General features: G+C 58.5%; 17 protein-coding genes. 3 read left to right on the forward strand and 14 right to left on the reverse strand.

Annotation, left to right across the window (positions count from 1 at the left end; all coding sequences use genetic code 11):
- Positions 1-16 precede the first annotated feature (16 nt).
- From L8V01_RS01545 to rimP, 7 genes are all read right to left on the reverse strand, one after another.
- On the reverse strand, positions 17-1,357 hold the full coding sequence (locus L8V01_RS01545; RefSeq protein ID WP_269945402.1) for an MATE family efflux transporter: 1,341 nt from the start codon (positions 1,355-1,357) through the stop codon (positions 17-19).
- The gene (locus tag L8V01_RS01550; protein ID WP_269945403.1) at positions 1,354-2,316 is read right to left on the reverse strand and encodes a DHH family phosphoesterase; all 963 of its coding nucleotides are present in this window, start codon (positions 2,314-2,316) and stop codon (positions 1,354-1,356) included. Before L8V01_RS01550 ends, L8V01_RS01545 begins: the two co-directional genes overlap by 4 nt.
- The gene (rbfA, locus tag L8V01_RS01555) at positions 2,317-2,760 is read right to left on the reverse strand and encodes a 30S ribosome-binding factor RbfA (RefSeq protein WP_269945404.1); all 444 of its coding nucleotides are present in this window, start codon (positions 2,758-2,760) and stop codon (positions 2,317-2,319) included.
- Positions 2,761-3,021: 261 nt separating this feature from the next.
- The gene (gene infB, locus L8V01_RS01560; RefSeq protein ID WP_269945405.1) at positions 3,022-5,877 is read right to left on the reverse strand and encodes a translation initiation factor IF-2; all 2,856 of its coding nucleotides are present in this window, start codon (positions 5,875-5,877) and stop codon (positions 3,022-3,024) included.
- Between the two features lie 106 nt (positions 5,878-5,983).
- Positions 5,984-6,331, reverse strand: a complete 348-nt coding sequence (locus L8V01_RS01565; RefSeq protein ID WP_269945406.1) for a YlxR family protein — start codon at positions 6,329-6,331, stop codon at positions 5,984-5,986.
- 85 nt (positions 6,332-6,416) lie between these two features.
- Entirely contained in the window at positions 6,417-7,433 is a 1,017-nt protein-coding gene (gene nusA / locus L8V01_RS01570) for a transcription termination factor NusA (RefSeq protein ID WP_269945407.1), read from the reverse strand.
- 23 nt (positions 7,434-7,456) lie between these two features.
- The gene (rimP, locus tag L8V01_RS01575; RefSeq protein WP_269945408.1) at positions 7,457-7,996 is read right to left on the reverse strand and encodes a ribosome maturation factor RimP; all 540 of its coding nucleotides are present in this window, start codon (positions 7,994-7,996) and stop codon (positions 7,457-7,459) included.
- 38 nt (positions 7,997-8,034) lie between these two features.
- On the opposite strand from rimP, the gene L8V01_RS01580 reads away from it, so the two are divergent.
- Positions 8,035-8,886: a DUF4439 domain-containing protein gene (locus L8V01_RS01580; protein WP_269945409.1), complete on the forward strand. Its 852-nt coding sequence runs from the start codon at positions 8,035-8,037 to the stop codon at positions 8,884-8,886.
- 169 nt (positions 8,887-9,055) lie between these two features.
- Positions 9,056-9,385 (forward strand): transglycosylase family protein, encoded by a 330-nt coding sequence (locus L8V01_RS01585; RefSeq protein ID WP_269945410.1) that lies wholly within the window; start codon positions 9,056-9,058, stop codon positions 9,383-9,385.
- A 126-nt stretch (positions 9,386-9,511) separates the two neighbouring features.
- Here L8V01_RS01585 and L8V01_RS01590 read toward each other — a convergent pair whose 3' ends face one another.
- Positions 9,512-9,874 (reverse strand): DoxX family protein, encoded by a 363-nt coding sequence (locus L8V01_RS01590; protein ID WP_269945411.1) that lies wholly within the window; start codon positions 9,872-9,874, stop codon positions 9,512-9,514.
- Positions 9,875-9,914: 40 nt separating this feature from the next.
- Positions 9,915-11,684: a proline--tRNA ligase gene (locus tag L8V01_RS01595; protein WP_269945412.1), complete on the reverse strand. Its 1,770-nt coding sequence runs from the start codon at positions 11,682-11,684 to the stop codon at positions 9,915-9,917.
- 31 nt (positions 11,685-11,715) lie between these two features.
- On the opposite strand from L8V01_RS01595, the gene yaaA reads away from it, so the two are divergent.
- On the forward strand, positions 11,716-12,438 hold the full coding sequence (gene yaaA, locus L8V01_RS01600; protein WP_269945413.1) for a peroxide stress protein YaaA: 723 nt from the start codon (positions 11,716-11,718) through the stop codon (positions 12,436-12,438).
- 32 nt (positions 12,439-12,470) lie between these two features.
- Here yaaA and L8V01_RS01605 read toward each other — a convergent pair whose 3' ends face one another.
- The 5 genes from L8V01_RS01605 to L8V01_RS01625 form a co-directional block, all read right to left on the reverse strand.
- Entirely contained in the window at positions 12,471-13,784 is a 1,314-nt protein-coding gene (locus L8V01_RS01605) for a DUF4921 family protein (protein WP_269945414.1), read from the reverse strand.
- A gap of 27 nt (positions 13,785-13,811) precedes the next feature.
- Positions 13,812-14,564 (reverse strand): ABC transporter permease, encoded by a 753-nt coding sequence (locus tag L8V01_RS01610; RefSeq protein ID WP_269945415.1) that lies wholly within the window; start codon positions 14,562-14,564, stop codon positions 13,812-13,814.
- A 45-nt stretch (positions 14,565-14,609) separates the two neighbouring features.
- Complete coding sequence (locus tag L8V01_RS01615) at positions 14,610-15,509, reverse strand: ABC transporter ATP-binding protein (protein ID WP_269945416.1); 900 nt, start codon at positions 15,507-15,509, stop codon at positions 14,610-14,612.
- 66 nt (positions 15,510-15,575) lie between these two features.
- Positions 15,576-16,319 (reverse strand): response regulator, encoded by a 744-nt coding sequence (locus tag L8V01_RS01620; protein ID WP_269945417.1) that lies wholly within the window; start codon positions 16,317-16,319, stop codon positions 15,576-15,578.
- Positions 16,312-17,496 carry a sensor histidine kinase gene (locus L8V01_RS01625; RefSeq protein WP_269945418.1) on the reverse strand — a complete coding sequence of 395 codons (1,185 nt, stop codon included), beginning with the start codon at positions 17,494-17,496 and terminating at the stop codon, positions 16,312-16,314. The genes L8V01_RS01620 and L8V01_RS01625 overlap by 8 nt, the downstream gene beginning before the upstream one ends.
- Positions 17,497-17,543 lie beyond the last annotated feature (47 nt).

Raw genomic sequence — 17,543 nt, forward strand, 5'->3', positions numbered from 1 at the left:
GCCTACTCTAGCGCAGCTAAGCCTCCTGCACTACGGCCCATTTCATGGAGCGGAACCGGAGCACCACTCCCACCATCCGGAAGGCAATGAATGCGGCAAGGCCACACCAGACGCCGGTTAAACCCGTACCCATAAAGTGAGCTAGCACTACACCTGGTAAAAATCCCAAAAGAACCGAGGAAATGGTCAGCGTACGCAAGAAGGCAGCGTCGCCTGCCCCTAGCAGCACGCCATCGAGTGCGAAGACCACGCCGCCGCCAATGACCATCGCCACCAAAATCCACCAAGGCTGAGAGATAGCATCAAGGACCTCAGGCGCGGAGGTAAAGATACGTGGGATAATGCCCGCTCCCGCGGCAAATACGACCGCTAGCAGCCCAGAGAAAACCGTGGAATACACAGTAACCTTGCGGCCTACGCCCCGAGCGTGTTGCGCAGATCCTGCTCCTAGTGCTGCACCTGTTAAGGACTGCGCGGCAATAGCCAGGGAGTCCAAGATGAGGGACATGAAGTTCCACAGCTGCATCATGATTTGGTGACCGGCCAGTGAGGCAGTGCCTACTCGAGAAACCACCGCCGTAGCAGTAAGAAAGGCCACCTGAAAGCTAGCCGAGCGCAAAATAAGATCACGGCCCAAAATAAGCTGCTCGCGTACCACGTGCCACCGGAACTGCCAAGAACCGGTGTGCTCATTGTGCAGTTCTCGCACGAAAAGCGCAGCAATAATGCTCATTCCCAATACAGTGGCGATGGCTGAGCCGGCCAACCCCCAGAAATGGACGAAGATAGGTACCGCAATAGCGCCGGGAATCATGCCAGACAAGGTAAAATACAGCGGCTTTTTGGTATCTTGTACTCCGCGCATCCACCCATTTCCGGCCATCTCCACCAGGGTGACAGGTATGGCCAATGCCGCAATGCGCAGCCACAATGCCGTTCCGGCAGCGGTGGCGGGATCACCGGTTAAAGCGCTTGCAAATACGCCACCGAAAATCCACATGATAACCGCAAGGACTCCGCCTACCCCCAAAGCTACGTAGGTGGCTTGCACGCCTTCTGCTACAGCGGCTTCTCGTTTGCCAGAGCCGAAAAGGCGCGCGGAACGAGCCGTCGTGCCATAAGACAAGAAGGTCAGCTGCGTAGTCACCACAGAGTGAATCGTGGTTGCCGCTGCCAACGAGGCGAGCTCTTGGGCTCCAAGACGGCCGACCACAGCGGTATCCAGGAGGAGATAAAGCGGCATTGCCGCAAGCACGCCCAGCGCGGGAAACGCGAGGCCAAAGACCTCGCGTGCGGTTACTGTGCCGGCGGTGGAGTGTTCTTGGGTACGCGTTCCATCCGTCTGCCCTCTACTCATTGAACAGCGGCCACCAATTCCTTAATGATTTTTTCTGGAGAACCATGCGCGGTATATCCCGCAGCTGGAATATGCCCACCGCCGCCGAAGGTTAGCGCCACGGAAGAGCAATCGATGCGAGAAGAACGCAATGAAACTGCCCACACCTCAGGAGCTTGCTCTTTAAAAACCACACCGATAGTGGTGCCTTCTAGCGCACGAACAAATTCCACTAGGGATTCCACTGCCGAGTCTGAATGGCCGTGGATATCTCCCCTCCGTGCAACGAGAATACCCAGTCGGTGCTGCCCAGCTTCCTCAATGCGCAGACCAGCCAGCACTCGACCTATCATCTGCAGATCGTCGGCCGTGGTGGAATCTAGTAGGTCTGCAGCAATCTGCTTGGTATCGAGATCGTAATGCATTAGCCGAGTGGCAATGTCGTGCATCGCAGGCCTCCCCCAGCGGAAGCTTCCGGTATCGGTCATCAGGCCGGCATATAGGCAGTGGGCAATATTGCGGTCGATCTGGATTTCTAAAGAATCCAAAATACTGAGCAGTACCACGGTGGTGGATTCGCACTCAGTGTCCACCACATTTATGGCGCCGAAGCCAGGATTGGAGGAATGGTGATCGATGCACAACACACGGCCCTGCTGCGCTAACTGCTCAATTTTGTCAGCAAAAAATCCCGTTCGGTCCAAAGAACCACAGTCAACGGTGACGTAGAGGTCATAGCCTTCTGGCAGAACTCGGCTGGTCTTTACCTCCTCAGCAGCGGGAATGGTATACAAGTTATGAGAAATCTCCCGATCCTGTCCCACAATCGCGCACACGTCCTTGCCTCGTTGCCGCAAGGCGAGCAGCAAAGCTGCAGCAGAGCCGATGGCATCGGCATCCGGCCGCAGGTGCGTAACAATGCAAATGCTGTGGGCATCCTGCAGCGCAGCAACTGCGGGCTGGTATTGCGTTTTAGTCACTTAGTCCTCGTCTTCATCAGAGGTCTTATACGGGTTCGCATCTCCTGCAGGCTGTGCGTTTTCCTTCAACTTTGCCAGTTCCTCGTCGCGCGCACGGGCGCGTGCCAAAAGCTCTTCCATATGAGCCGAAGCCTCGGGGACGGTATCGACTTCAAAGGTAAGCGTTGGGGTAAAACGCACCGAGAGCTGATCACCCACAATTTTGCGCAGCTGACCTTTGGCGCGCCTGAGTGCTTCTTCTGCTTGTGCAAAATCCGGCTCGGAGTCGATGTCTTTTCCGCGCACAGTATAGAAGACAGTAGCGTCATGCAGGTCGCCCGTGACCCGAGTATCCGTAATGGTCACCAGCTCAAGGCGGCGATCCTTAATCTGGCGTTCGATGGCACTTGCCACGATCTCCTGAATGCGCTTGGCCATTCGCGCTGCGCGTGCGTGATCAACCATGTGAACCTCCCAGCTCAATAAGAATCTATCTCTAAAATTACCGCCAACCGGTACAAGAAACCACCAGTTTAGTGCCGAGTACCGACCAATGAAAACCCGTACAGACGCTGCAACTATAAACTAACCATGTCGGGGGCTACGAAAGAAACGAGCAAACAGCAAAAGGCCCGCTTCCCTCTCCCCGCCCGTATCCACTGCGAGCTCGCAAGAGGCTCAGTGGAAGGGCTCTGAGAGTAGAAGCGGGCCTTGAGGCGGCGGCGATTAGTCGCGCGGAACCTCGACCTCTTCGTAGGCCTGAATGATGTCGCCTACCTGGATATCCGGGTAAGAGAGCACCATGCCGCACTCATAGCCGGCCTTGATTTCGGTTGCGTCATCCTTTTCGTGGCGCAGGGATTCGATCTTGGCGTCGGCAGTGATGACGTTGTTATCGCGCAGCAGGCGAACCTTGCCGTTGCGGACAACCTTGCCCTCGGTAACCATGCAGCCGGCGATGGTACCCACCGCGGAGGACTTGAACAGTGCGCGGATTTCGGCCGCACCGGTGTCGCGTTCCTCGTAAATCGGCTTGAGCATGCCCTTGAGAGCAGCCTCGACCTCTTCGATGGCCTTGTAGATGATCGTATAGTAACGAATATCCACGCCCTCTTGGGTGGCCATCTCCGTTGCCTTGCCTTCCGCGCGAGTGTTGAAGGCAATAATGACGGCGTCGGAAGCCGCTGCGAGGGAAACGTTGGTCTCGGTCACAGCGCCCACACCACGGTCGATGATGTTGAGCTCGACTTCGTCCTCGGTCTTGATATCCAGCAGGGCGTCTTCCAGTGCCTCGACGGAACCGGCGTTGTCGCCCTTGAGGATGAGGTTGAGGGTAGAAGTCTCCTGCAATACCTTGTCCAGATCCTCCAAGGAGACGCGCTTGCGCTGCTTTGCCTGTAGGGCAGAGCGCTTGCGAGCATCACGCTGGTTAGCAATCTGGCGGGCAACGCGGTCATCTTCTACAACCAGCAGGTTATCGCCAGCGCCCGGCACACCAGATAGACCCTGGACCTGCACCGGACGGGATGGACCGGCCTCTTCGACGTCGCCGCCGAACTCATCGAGCATGCGGCGGACGCGACCGTGCGCATCGCCGACAACGATGGAGTCACCCACGTGCAAGGTGCCGCGCTGGACGATGACCGTCGCAACCGGACCACGGCCGCGGTCCAAGTGCGCCTCAATAGCCACGCCCTGTGCGTCCATGTCTGGGTTAGCGGTCAACTCCAGAGCAGCGTCCGCGGTCAGGATGACAGACTCGAGCAGCTGGTCAATGTTCTTGCCCTGCTTCGCGGAAATGTCCACGAACATGGTGTCGCCACCATACTCCTCCGGAACCAGGCCGTACTCGGTGAGCTGGCCACGGATCTTATCCGGCTGAGCCTCCGGCTTATCCACCTTGTTCACAGCCACGACAACCGGAATATCGGCAGCCTTGGCGTGGTTGATGGCCTCCACAGTCTGTGGCATGACACCGTCATCGGCGGCAACCACGAGGATGGCCAAGTCGGTGGACTTAGCACCACGGGCACGCATGGCCGTAAAGGCCTCGTGACCTGGGGTATCCAGGAAGGTAATGGTGCGTTCGCCGTCCACGTCTACCGTGGTCTGGTATGCACCAATGCCCTGGGTAATGCCGCCTTCCTCGTGGGCACCTTCGTTGGTCTTACGGATGGCGTCCAACAGGCGGGTCTTACCGTGGTCAACGTGACCCATGACGGAGACGACTGGAGGACGATTCTCCAGTGCGTCCTCGCCTCCTTCATCCTCGCCGAACTTGAGATCGAAGGACTCAAGCAGCTCGCGGTCCTCATCCTCAGGGGAGACAACCTCGACGTTGTAATTGATCTCAGAGCCGAGCAGCTGCAGCGTATCTTCCGATACCGATGCGGTTGCGGTCACCATTTCACCGAGGTTGAACAGTGCCTGCACCAATGATGCTGGATCCGCACCGATCTTCTCGGCGAAGTCAGACAGCGAAGCACCGCGACGCAGGCGGACGGTTTGGCCCTTGCCGTCAGGCAAGCGCACGCCGCCTACGACGTGCTTCTGCTGCTCCTCGTACTCATGGCGCTTCTGACGCTTGGACTTCTTGCCCTTGCGTGGAGCGCCACCTGGACGGCCGAAAGCACCGGCGGTGCCACCGCGACGTCCGCCGCGTCCGCCTCCGCGGAAACCGCCCGGACGTCCGCCGCCTGGGCCACCGTGACCCGGTCCGCCGTGGCCGCCGCGACCGCGGCCGCCACGTCCACCACCGCTCGGTGCCTTGGACGGCATCGATGCGGGGTTCGGGTGGGAAGGCATCATGGCCGGGGATGGACGGCGACCGCCGCCACCCTGGTTATTGCCACCCTGTCGGCTATTTCCACCCTCGTGCTGGCCGCCACGCTTGCCGCGGTTATCGCCTGGCTTATTGCCGCCACGCTGGCCCTTGGAGCCACCCGGGCGTGGGCCTGGACGGTTATCGCCACCACCCGTGGAGAACGGGTTATTAGCTACGCGGCGGGAGCCGCCTGGCTTTGGCATCGGGCGAGGCATGGAGTTGCCTGGGGTCGGGCGCTCGCCCGACTTCTTGCCAGCAGCCTGGCCTGGCTTTGGTGCGCCTTGACCGGGCTTGGGCGCAGCAGACTTAGCGCCAGGCTTCGGTGCTGGAGCACCGGGCTTTGGCGCCGCCGGCTTTGCACCGGGCTTAGCTGCGGCTTGACCTGGCTTTGGTGCACCTTGGCCAGGCTTAGGCGCAGCAGTCTTTCCTGCACCAGAAGTGGTCGCACCCGGTTTCGGGGTGGCTGCCTTAGCGCCTGGTTTGGGCGCAGCGGACTTAGCACCTGGTTTAGGTGCGCTAGCCTTTACGGTGCTCTTAGCAGCACCCTTGGCAGCTTTATTGTCCTGCTTCTTCTCGGCAGCATCATCGCCACCGGACTGTGCTTCATAATGAGCTCGCATCTTCTTGACCACCGGTGGTTCGATGGTGGAAGAAGCAGTCTTTACAAACTCACCCTGTTCCTTCAGGGTGGCGAGCAGTTCCTTGCTGGTTACTCCGAGCTGTTTTGCCAGCTCGTGAACACGTAGCTTTCCGGGCACTTGTCTCCTCTTGGTATCGACTAGGAGCCAAGGCCGCGGAAACTGGCCTGACCCCTAGTTAGGTTTGTTGGACTTTCATCGCTGATGCTTCATCGTTGTGCGCTCATCAGTGTTCGGTCTTCCTTTGTAACTCTGGTTCGTACGACTCTAACGCGGAATCTCCCGCATTCGGTACCTGTTCGCTGTGCGCATCCAAGTACCGACGTACCTGACCTGTGTCCACGGGTGCGGACGTGCGAAGCGCGCGCTTGAAGGCGTGTTTGCGCTCCGCCAGCTCGAGTGCAGAAAGAGTGGGGATGATCCACGCCCCACGGCCGGGAAGCCGGCGGTGCGGATCCGCTACCAGACGACGCCCCTGCGGATCAGTGCGGTCGATGACCACCCGAAGCAAGTCCGTGTCTGGCAGGCGGCGGCGAGTAGCGATACAGGTCCGGAGTCTTTGCCTCTCAGACATCCAACTCCTTACTTTTCGCGTCGCCACTAAGCCCCCATTCTGCAACTGGGCCGTTTACTAGCCTACGCTACAAAAGCGCAGATCCTTAATTAGCATCAGCGTCCGAATGAATATCGATCTTCCAGCCGGTCAAACGGGCAGCTAAGCGAGCATTTTGTCCCTCTTTACCAATGGCTAGGGACAGCTGATAGTCCGGTACTACCACGCGAGCAACTTGCGCCTCATTGTCCACCACGGTGACCTTGACCACCTTCGAGGGGGCCAAGGCATTGCCCACGTAAACCGTAGGATCCTCGCTGTAGTCAATGATGTCGATCTTTTCTCCACCGAGCTGGCGCATGATGTTATTGACGCGCTGACCGCGCGGGCCGATGCAAGCACCCTTAGCGTTCAATCCCTTGGCATGCCCGATGACGGCCACCTTGGAGCGGTGTCCCGCCTCACGGGCGATGGCGATCATTTCTACGGTGCCATCGGCCACCTCTGGAACTTCGAGCTCGAAGAGACCACGAACCAATTCTGGGTGGGTACGCGAAAGGTTAATCTGCACCTGAGCGCCGTTGCGGTTTACGCCTACGACATAGGCCTTAATGCGGTCACCGTGCTCGAGCTTTTCCCCCGGAATCTGCTCGGCCGGCAGCAAAATGCCGTCCTGGGATTCCAACTCAGAGCCCAGCTGGACCACGACGATGCCGCGGGCATTAGCACGCGCATCGCGCTGGACGATGCCGCTGACCACGCGGCCGGAAAGCTCCGAGTAGGAATCGTAGGTGCGCTCCGCCTCGGCCTCGCGCAGCTTGCGAAGGATAGCCTCGCGCACAGCCTGTGCACCTACACGTCCAAAGTTTTCCGGGGTGTCATCGTATTCGGTAGTTACTTCCCCAGTTTCTGGGTCACGCTCCGAGACAATGACGCTGACTGCACCGGTAGTGGCATCGATATCGACGCGGGACTTGGCGCCTTCTACCTTGCCGCCAGCATTAGACTCGCGGTAATCAAGGTAGGAATACAACAAGGCACCCGCAATCGCTTCCAGCAGGTCCTTCACTGGGACATTGCGCTCGGATTCGATGGTACGAAGTGCCTCAAGATCAATATTCACTTGTCATTCCTCTCGGTTGCCGGTTAGTTTACGGCTTCTTCAAACGTCTTTTGCACTGCCTCCAGCTCCTGTTCGGACGGCTGTGCAAATTCAATTTCTACCACTGCGCGGGCAATGTTTTCCAATCGTTCGGCCCGCGCCTGCACGTCCTTTTTGCTTGCCGTGATAAGGATTACGGCATCGGCGGCGTCGTTAAGCGCGCCAATGCGCGCTGTCTGGGTTTTGCCATCGCCAAGATCGAAGGAAACCTTGCGCCCGCGGTTGCGGCGCCAGTGGCGCGGTGCGGTCAGCGGCAGATCCGCACCAGGGGTGGAAACCTCCAAGGTGTATCCGGCACCAAAGTTGAGCTCCCCTTGCGCTTCCTTGTCATCAAAGAAGGCGGAAATCTCGTTGGATACTTCCTCCAGTACATCGGAACTAGGACGTGTGTCCCCATCAATGCGAATGATCACCTGGGACTTCTTGCCCGCTTTGGTGGTCTTAATGTCTTCTACATCCAACCCTCTTTCAGCTAGCTTTGGTTGCAGGAGATCGGTCAATTGTTGTGCATCTGGGAAAGCCATGCCCACTAGCCTACGTGCTACGAGGTACAGTCTTTTGGGTGAACCGCCGACGCATTGCTTTGACCCTCGTAGCCTCAACCGCCACCCTGCCCGCTTTAGCGGGGTGCCAAGCGGTCGATTCCGTCGTCGACTATTTCGGCCCACGGCCGGAAAATAGGCTGCTTATGCTTGCCGACGCCGCCGCAACCGACGCCCTTGCTTTAAGCGGCGTCGACGACCATGCCGCCGACCTGCGCAACGCACAAGCCGACGCGCTTTATGCCGAAATTACGCGCCTGTGCGGCACCAATGACGCCGGTAATGCCCCGCGATCCTGCGAGGTGGAGCGCCCAACTAAAGCCAACCGCGCTGCGGACTCTGGCGAAATCATGGAAAATGCCGCCTCCGCGACTACCGCAGCAGCCGATGAGGTCACCGTGGAGTCGCGCGCGCTGGTAACTGAACAAGCCATCGCGCTCAATGCTTGGCTTCCCGGCGATGCCCCAGATATCCCAGAGCTTTCCCAACCGGAGCAAAAAAGCGCAGCCGATCTGCTCAGCTGGGAGTATGAGCAGGCCTTCGGTCTGGATTTCGCACGAGCCTACGTAGGCCCCGAACACGAAGATAATGTGGACCATCGTTTAGAGGTCCACCACCGCCGCATCGATGCCCTCCAGGAGGCATTGAGCCGGTATGGAAACGTGCCGCAACCCGAGCCGGCTTACTCCTCCGGTGACCAGGATCTCCCCCATGATTCCGCGTCTGCGCTGGGCTTTATAGGCGGCCTTGCCGAGCAGGACAGCCGTAAGTGGTCCGCTGCCGCTTCGCAGGCGGCGCAAGAAGAAACACCGGATCAAGAATGGGTTACGTGGCTCATCGGCATCGCGGCCGAGTCTCACGGAATGCGATAAGACAGGCTGACCGCCTGTAAATCCCCTGAACACTAGTCAGCGAAATTGCAGCGACCTTTACGGCACTATGCATTGCTTTCGCTCCGCAAACGTGCGTAGGTTGGTGCACCATGAGCTTGCAGGAGATACCGCAAGCTAAACAGACACAAAGAGAAGGAGTTTCCTCTCAATGCGTTCTAAGAAGACCATTTTGACCGTATCCGCCGCAGCGCTGGGCCTTGCTGGCCTCGCCGCACCCGCCGCTACCGCTGCACCGGCGAGCGCTTGGGACCAGGTAGCCGCCTGCGAGTCCGGCGGTGACTGGCACATCAATACCGGAAACGGTTACCAGGGTGGCCTGCAATTCAACGCACAGACTTGGGCTGCCAACGGCGGTACCCAGTACGCCCCAACCGCTGACCAGGCAAGCCGCGAGCAGCAGATTGCCGTGGCCGAAAGCGTCTTGGCTACTCAGGGCGCTGGCGCATGGCCTAACTGCGGCGGCCCAGTCGCCGGCTAGTCTCTAGCTCCGGCGCGCTACATAAAGCCGGCCTCTTCCCTCACTCCGCGGGATTGCCGCGGGACCAGGAAGAGGCCGGCTTTTGTGCTACACTTGGCTAGCTAAGATGCAGGAATCTGAATGCCCCTAAGCCTCGTGCTTAGCGATATTCCAGGCGTACATCATCAGTAGCACCTGCAGCGGCTGGCGAATAATGTGATAGAGCTTCTTCGGCCACCCAGACTTGCGCTCGATCCACGCGTGGTACATATTGGCTGGCCACACCGCGGCAAAGAGGACGAGCGCAGAAGCACCGCCAAACCCTCGGGTGGCGCGGCGGCGCAGCAATGTACCCGTCGCTATCTCCCAAAGACCAGAAGCAAAGTTATAAAACCGCGCGGGACCAGGAAGTTGCGGCGGGACGATGGATTCGAATGTCTTCGCCTTCACAAAGTGCAGCACGCCCATAGTGGAAAGAACCGCGGAAAGCCCATTTTTCTGAAGATTCATGCCTTCCACGGTACCCCGCCGCGCAGCCTTGCGTGCCCCTCTAGCCGCGCACGAGCTCTAGGATCTTATCCACAATCTCCTCGGCTGGGACCTCAAGGGTCTCGCCGCCACGGATGCGCAGCTCAATTTTTCCTTCCTTGAAGGCACGGCCCAGAATTGCCACGAACGGCATGCCGAGCAGCTCTGCATCCTTGAACTTCACGCCTGGCGAGACCTTTGGGCGGTCATCAAATAGCACCTCAAGGCCCTTAGCAGAAAGCTCTTCTACCAGTTTGTCGCCGGCCTCCATGGCTGCCGCATCCTTATTGGCCACGGCTACGTGTACCTGGTACGGCGCAACGGCTACCGGCCAGTTTAGGCCCTTGTCATCGTGGCGCTGCTCCGCTAGGACGGCCAGCATGCGAGTAATGCCAATGCCATAAGAGCCCATGGTAGGAACCGCTCGCTTGCCGTTTTCATCCAAGATTTGCACGTCGAAAGCCTCGGTGTACTTGCGCCCCAGCTGGAAGATGTGGCCAAGCTCGATGCCGCGCTCCAGGGTCAAAGTGCCCTGGTTATCTGGGGCAAGGTCACCTTCCTTGACCTCTGCGGCCTCAATGAACTCATCCACGGTGAAATCGCGGCCGGCCACGCAGCTAACCACGTGTCGCTCGCTCGCGTCAGCGCCGGTGATCCACGCCGTACCCTTGACCACGCGCGGATCGGCCATGACCTTGATGTCATTGTCATTTAGCGCACGCGGGCCGACATAGCCCTTGACCAAGAAATCATTGTCCGCAAAGTCCTTGTCCCCTGCCAGTTCAAATTCCACCGGCTCGAGTGCTGCCTCAAGGCGCTTTTCATCCAGTTCGCGATCACCAGGGATGAGCACGGCGGCCAACTCGGTCTCGCGCTCCTCACTCTCAGCGGCCGGGCGGAAGAGTTTTATCATCATGCATTTGAGGGTGTCTGCGGCGGTGACCTCGCGGCCGTCGACAGTAATGCCCGCACCCTGAGCCCATTCGACCAAGGCCTCAATGGTCTCTGCATTCGGAGTATCGCGTTCCTGTGCCTCCGGCTGGCCCTCGATGTCCTTCTCCGCCGGCGCTGGGGTAACCACGGCCTCGACATTGGCCGCATAGTCGCCCTCGGTAGAGCGTACAAAAGTATCCTCGCCCACCTCAGATACGGCGAGGAACTCCTCGGAGGCAGAACCACCCATCGCGCCAGAGGTGGCCTTACAGATGGCGTAATCGATCTCTAGGCGGTTGAAGATATTTTGATACGCCTTGCGATGGCGGCTATAGGACTCGTCCAAGCCCTCATCGGTCATGTCGAAGGAATAGGAATCCTTCATGGTGAACTCACGGCCGCGTAGCACACCTGCGCGGGGGCGCTCCTCGTCGCGGTACTTGGTCTGAATCTGGTACAGGGTAACCGGGAAATCCTTATAAGAGGAGTACATATCCTTGACCGCGTTGGCGAACATTTCCTCGTGGGTAGGACCAAGCAGCATATCTGCGTTCTTGCGGTCCTTCAGGCGGAAGAGGTTATCGCCGTATTCAACCCAACGGTTGGTTTTCTCATAAGGCTCGCGCGGCAGCAAGGCGGGAAACAGCATTTCTTGGCCGCCAATGGCATCCATTTCCTGACGGACTACGTCTTCAATCTTGCGCAGGGTGCGCAGGCCCAACGGCAGCCAGGTATAAACGCCCGGCGCGACACGGCGTACATATCCGGCGCGCACCAGCAGCTTGTGGCTAGGGACCTCGGCATCAGCTGGGTCCTCACGAAGGGTACGGAGAAATAGTTCAGAAAGGCGGGTAATCATGGACAAAAATATACCCCGCTACCCTGTATATATGCTCATTATCCTCCCTCCTTCAGAAACTAAGGACTACGGCGGCACGGGACAACCGCTTGATTTTGCACAGCTTTCCTTTCCGGAATTGAACGATGCCCGGCGCGAAATTGCAGCTGAACTGCAGTCTCTTCCGGTAGATGAGGCAATGGAGGTGCTAAAGCTTTCGGAAAAGCTGCGCGGTGAGGCTGAGTCTAATCAGGGGCTCTTTACCACCCCCACCATGCCAGCCGTGTTGCGCTATACCGGAGTGCTTTTTGATGCCTTAGATGCTCCTACCCTTCCCGCGTGGGATCGCCTTGCTATTGGCGACGCCCTCTTTGGCGTCCTCCGCGCCAGCGACCCTATCCCCCATTACCGGCTCTCGGGTGGCACAAAGCTGGGCGGACGCACCCTGACGTCGCGCTGGGGAAAACAGATTACACAAGCCTTGGAGAAGGTAGACGATCTTATTGTCGATCTGCGCTCGGGTACGTACCAGCAATTGGGCCGGGTAAAGGATGCGGTGACGGTACGGGTAGAAAGCGTGCAAGAAGATGGCTCGCGCAAGGTTGTCAGCCACTTCAATAAGCACTACAAGGGCCTTTTAGCCCGCGAGTTGGCGCTCTCGCCTGCCGACGCCTATAGCGCCGCCGACGTTGCCGCCATCGCGCGCGCCGCGGGTATGACCATTGAAGAACCGGATCCTGGGTCGAGTGAGCTCACGCTCGTCGTCAAGCGCTAAGCCCGTCGCGCGGTCTGCTCAGCACGGTCTGCTTAGCGCAGCTGCGGGTTATAAAGAAGGCTATTGCGCTGCAATGAGCACTCTGTCGCTACGCGGATTGAGCTGGCCACGTGCCCGGACTCGCGCAAGGGATAAAGCTGGCCTACTACCCTATCGCGCAGCTCCCATGGCGAGATGGTGTTGAGGTAAATTTTGGTGCCTCCTTCGAACCCGGCAAGGGTAGAAATGCGGAGCTTAATGAGGATGCGCCATGGTTGGGCAACGTCGACATCGGCAGGCTTGTGGTGCCACTCCTCATTACAGGGCACCTCGCGGCCCACTGCAGCGTGGGCGGCGTGGACGAGGTCGCTCATGGCGCGAATTTCTTCTTCCGCCTGCCGCCACGGCTCGCAGGTCGCGGACTTGGAGTAGATCTCCACTGTGGGATAGCGGTGGCCAAAACCGGCGAAGAGGACAGCATGATCGTTTTCCGCAATGACAAGGTTGCGGCTAGCGGCATAGTCCACCGCCCACTCGTTGTACATGTTCATATTGCTGCGCAGCATCTGTACCTCTCGGTGGGAGGCCATGCCGCGATCATCGATGGCAACGAGCTGCTTGTGCAGGTGCTCAAAGGAGGCACCGGCTGGCTGCAGCCAGTTTTGGAACGCCACCACGTACGGGGCGTAGCGGTTGCGATCGTAGAGGTCCCGCATGGCATCGATAGTCAGCTGCATAAATAGCAAGTGCTCTTCGGCACTCAAGGTGCCTGAAGATACCACTTGCGAATCATCCTGCGCACCGCGCTCAAAATGGCGGCCGGCCACGATGACGTCGTGACCACCCGCGAAGAAGCCTGCCGCCTGCTCTTCGAGATTTCCTTCACTGGCCTCAGGCAGGTGCGCCGCCTTCCGCTTCGTGCGCACGATCTTGAGCACGTGCTCCCGGCCGGCAGGATCGGCAAGGTAGTTTTCCATGCGCTGGCGGGTCTCTGCATCCATTTCGAAGCCATAGTTAGCGCGCCAGTAGTCATAGGAGACGATTTCAAACAAATTGGGGATGCGGCGAAAGGCCGGCACGGTGTGGCCGTATTCGCTCAAGGGCAATCCACGCACAATCCCGCCGGAAGGCAGAATGCGAGCCTTTTCCGGCGGGGTATCAGTCATGCGCTCAGAGCAAAAAGCGCAGCGGTGGGTGAAGTCTTCTTCGTGCAGGGGCTGCGGGTTAGCCACCGGTGTGGACAGGGGGCGGTTGCCGCGGCCTGGCACGGTCCATACCTCCGTCCCGGAGAACGGGTTGACCTGCTTGACCGTGCCGTCCCGCATGGTTTGGATGGGTTCTATGCGGGCAAAAAGTGCATCACTCATGCCCACTAGGGTAATAACGCCTAGTAGCTATTTCGCAACAGAGCGACGACGTGCCACCGCACAGGACCCGCCAACGGTGAGCAAGATCATCACGATTAGAACGACAGCGGCGACGGCTCGAGATTGCTCATCACCACTGCGGTTGGCACCCATTACTAGCCCCCAAGCGTTGGCATCAGGCAGCACGCGGAGGATAGCCTTAGCCCAAGGAGCGCTAACGGCATCGAGGGCGGTTTCAATGACGAAATACTCTGCCACGAGAATCATCGCTGCGAATGCACCACTGCGCAGAAGGTAGGCCAAGCTGGTAGCTAACAGGATAAAGACAGTCCACTCAACGTAGGCAAGGATGAACCCATTGTTATCCGGCCAATGCATGAAGCTGTCAAAATTGAAATCACCTCCGAAAGCAGTAATCAACAGCGTGGCTACCACCATGCCCAGTGTGGCCGCGAGCAGTAGCGAAAAAGTGATGATGAAAAATTGGCTCAGCACTATACCTACGCGGCGATTTGATGAGAGGTATGACCATGAAACTGTTCCATTACTTTGGTCGCCGCCTACCATCATGGCGGCAGCAAACACCATAACGACAATGGCGAGTGAACCGGAAATGGACACATCGACAGCCTCGAACTTGCCGTCGACCGTACCATTGAAGTCATTCGCCCAAGCCAACAAGACAGCGCCGGCAGCCATGCCAACTGAAACTACGGCGAGGTATATCCAAGTAGAGCGGAGCGAAAATAGTTTCCGGGATTCAGAAATCAGAGCGTTCATGTGAATCTATCCTTTGCAAATGGAGCGTATTGTGCAGGTGAAAAACTATGCAGAGCGGTAGGCCACGTGGTCGGCGGTCGCGCCGAGGTAGGCCTCTTCCAAGGAGGGCTGCTTGCGTTCCAAGCTGGAGATGAGAATGCGGTTTTCCAGACAGATGCGGCCGATGTCAGAACCTTCTAAGCCGCGCACACGCAGGACCTCCCCGTCAAAGGAGGTCTCCGCATCGGTGCCGTGCAACAGGCGCAGGAGCTCATCGGGCTGGTCAACGATGACTTCAAGGCTTGCGCCTCCAGTTCCGTTAACAAATTCATCCATGGTGCCCTCACCCAGCAACTTGCCCTTGCCAATGACCACAAGGCGGTCTGCGGTTAGCTGCATTTCAGAAAGAAGGTGGGAAGAGACAAGCACGGAGCAGCCGGCCTCGGCGAATTCACGGATGCGGGCACGCATCCAGTGCACGCCTTCGGGATCGAGGCCGTTGACGGGTTCGTCGAGAAGCAAGTGCTTCGGCTCGCCGATGAGCGCACAGGCAAGACCCAGGCGCTGCTTCATACCCAGCGAGTATCCACCCACGCGCTTGGTGGCTACCTGGGTAAGGCCGACGCGGTCCAAGGTATCATCCACGTGGTCCATGGACACGCCCTGCAACGCAGCCATATATCCCAGGTGCGCACGGGCGCTGCGGCCCGGGTGGAACCAGTTGGCATCCAGCAACGTGCCCACCGTGGTGGCAGGATTGGATAGTTCAAGGAAAGGCGTGCCATCAAAGGTTGCGGTGCCGGAAGTCGGATTCTCTAGGCCCACGCACATGCGCATGGTGGTGGACTTGCCAGAACCATTCGGTCCGAGAAAGCCGGTGACTTGGCCGTCTGGGACCTCAAAGGAAAGGTCATCTACTGCTTTAAAGGAACGGAAATTCTTGGAAAGGTGTGAAACTTTGAGCATGGTTTCCATCGTGCCGCCTGACCAGCACGAAGTAACCATCCTTGGGAGTGATTTAGCAGGTCATACCTAGGGATGAGACAGTAGCTCCTCCACTGAGACCACGCCATGCGTTAGGGCATATAGCACGGCATGCACACGATCGCGCGAGCTGGTCTTAGTAAGAATATGGCGCACGTGGGTCTTGACCGTGGCCATGGACACGAACTCGCACTCCGCGATTTCGGTATTCGAATACCCCAGTGCCATCAGCTTAAGGACGTCAAGCTCGCGCGGGGTGAGGTCTGCTGGCGGAGGAACGGGCGGTGCCGCCGCAGGCTCCACCTGGTTGGCGGGCGACTTAGAAGCAGCCTGTTCGCTGCGTAGTTGCTGCAGCACCTGGGCGGTAATGCGCGGCGAAAGCACCGCCTCGCCGGAATGCACGGTACGGATGGCGGTGAGGAGTTCTTCAGGTTCTACATCTTTCAGCAGGAATCCGGAAGCCCCGGCGGAAATAGCGCCGTGGACAAAGTTCTGATCATCAAAGGTGGTAAGCATAATGACCTGGGTTTCCGGAAACTCTGGCAGGAGCCTTTCGGTGGCGGCGATACCGTTGACGCGGGCCATCTGAACATCCATGAGCACAATATCGGCGGGCTGCGTGCGGGCTAGATCAAGCACTTCATCGCCATCGGATGCCTGCCAGGCAACTTCTAAATCCTCTTGGGAGCCGAGAAGCATAGCGAACCCGGCGCGCACGAGGGGCTGATCATCTACCAGTCCGATGCGGATGGGGCCAGCATGCGAGCTTGCTGGCTGCTCAGGGTTAGTCATTGGGTACCTCCACGGTAATAAAGAAATGTCCATCCTCAGTGCGGGTCTCAACGCTGCCACCATAGGCCTTGACGCGCTCGCTCATTCCGATGAGGCCGTAGCCGGGATTGTGATTATTCGGCGTACGAGCGGCCGGGTTATCGGCGTTAAGTACTAAGCCATTTCCGGTAGAGCGAAAGCGCAGTACTCCCCTTTTATCACGCGAATGCTTGATCATATTGGTCAAAAGTTCTTGCACCACGCGGTAGACGGTGAATTGGTATAGCTCGTCGCTTTCGGTCGGCAGGTCCTCCAGCCCGTGCACGGTGATATCGAAACCGGTCCGGCGCGCTTCCGAGATGAGACCGGCAATATCGCTCGCGCCGGGCGCCTTGGTATCGGCGCGGGAATCGCCATCACGCAGCACGGAGAGCAAACCGCGCATCTGTTTGAGGGAATCGCGGGAGGTAGAGGCGATGGTCTCCAGAGCTTCTGTGGCCGCTGCGGGATTTTTGGCGGCGGCGAACCGGGCGCCATCGGCGAGGGCAATAACCCCCGCTAAATTATGCGCCACAATGTCATGCATCTCGCGGGCAATGCGGTTGCGCTCTACCGCGCCAGCCATTTCCGCACGTTCAATCAGCAGCTGCTGGTCCTCGCGCTTTTTACGATCATTGGTGCCAAGCAAGTAGAAAAAGCCCATAACCGGCCACGCCATGACGATGACGGACCCAAAAGCAGGCAGCGGGCCGATGCTAGAACCCTCAAGGCCAAAGTCGATGCCGCCGAAAACCCTCCGCCCGTAGAGCGACGCTGCAGTGGCCGCCAAGGTACCTAAGGCAATCCACCCTATCCAGATCCGTTGTAACCGCTTGGGCGAATGTGCACCTATAAGAAATACGCAGTATGCCACTGGGAAGAAGTGAGCGTTACCCAGTGCAGCCAGCGGGGTAAGGATGCACACCGTTAGCGTGATGGCAATGAACCCAATGGCGTATTCCTTGAGCTTAGGATGCAGCCACAGTGCTAGTGGAACTCCGACGGCATAAAGTAAGAAGACCAGCTCTTGAAAAAGCGATGTTCTATCAATGGCACCTTCTGCCGCCGGCATGGAAGAAACCCAGAAAAACAACGGAATGATAATTCTCCACGGCGGGCCTACCCAGGCACGAACCGCATCCGGCCATAGCTTCTTCATGACCTTATAGGCTAGCGCAGCCGCTGTGCCATAGTCCTCATCCCTGG

Origin of the sequence: Corynebacterium curieae, from assembly GCF_027570035.1 — a bacterium.
Lineage (GTDB): Bacteria > Actinomycetota > Actinomycetes > Mycobacteriales > Mycobacteriaceae > Corynebacterium > Corynebacterium curieae.

What these genes read in the sequence shown, in the direction of transcription:
- L8V01_RS01625 (WP_269945418.1), bottom strand. Translation starts at nt 17,496, where the DNA reads ATGAAGAAGCTATGGCCGGATGCGGTTCGTGCCTGGGTAGGCCCGCCG.
- yaaA (WP_269945413.1), top strand. Translation starts at nt 11,716, where the DNA reads ATGCTCATTATCCTCCCTCCTTCAGAAACTAAGGACTACGGCGGCACG.
- L8V01_RS01620 (WP_269945417.1), bottom strand. Translation starts at nt 16,319, where the DNA reads ATGACTAACCCTGAGCAGCCAGCAAGCTCGCATGCTGGCCCCATCCGC.
- L8V01_RS01610 (WP_269945415.1), bottom strand. Translation starts at nt 14,564, where the DNA reads ATGAACGCTCTGATTTCTGAATCCCGGAAACTATTTTCGCTCCGCTCT.
- rimP (WP_269945408.1), bottom strand. Translation starts at nt 7,996, where the DNA reads ATGGCTTTCCCAGATGCACAACAATTGACCGATCTCCTGCAACCAAAG.
- L8V01_RS01605 (WP_269945414.1), bottom strand. Translation starts at nt 13,784, where the DNA reads ATGAGTGATGCACTTTTTGCCCGCATAGAACCCATCCAAACCATGCGG.
- L8V01_RS01565 (WP_269945406.1), bottom strand. Translation starts at nt 6,331, where the DNA reads ATGTCTGAGAGGCAAAGACTCCGGACCTGTATCGCTACTCGCCGCCGC.
- L8V01_RS01590 (WP_269945411.1), bottom strand. Translation starts at nt 9,874, where the DNA reads ATGAATCTTCAGAAAAATGGGCTTTCCGCGGTTCTTTCCACTATGGGC.
- L8V01_RS01545 (WP_269945402.1), bottom strand. Translation starts at nt 1,357, where the DNA reads ATGAGTAGAGGGCAGACGGATGGAACGCGTACCCAAGAACACTCCACC.
- L8V01_RS01595 (WP_269945412.1), bottom strand. Translation starts at nt 11,684, where the DNA reads ATGATTACCCGCCTTTCTGAACTATTTCTCCGTACCCTTCGTGAGGAC.
- rbfA (WP_269945404.1), bottom strand. Translation starts at nt 2,760, where the DNA reads ATGGTTGATCACGCACGCGCAGCGCGAATGGCCAAGCGCATTCAGGAG.
- L8V01_RS01615 (WP_269945416.1), bottom strand. Translation starts at nt 15,509, where the DNA reads ATGCTCAAAGTTTCACACCTTTCCAAGAATTTCCGTTCCTTTAAAGCA.
- L8V01_RS01585 (WP_269945410.1), top strand. Translation starts at nt 9,056, where the DNA reads ATGCGTTCTAAGAAGACCATTTTGACCGTATCCGCCGCAGCGCTGGGC.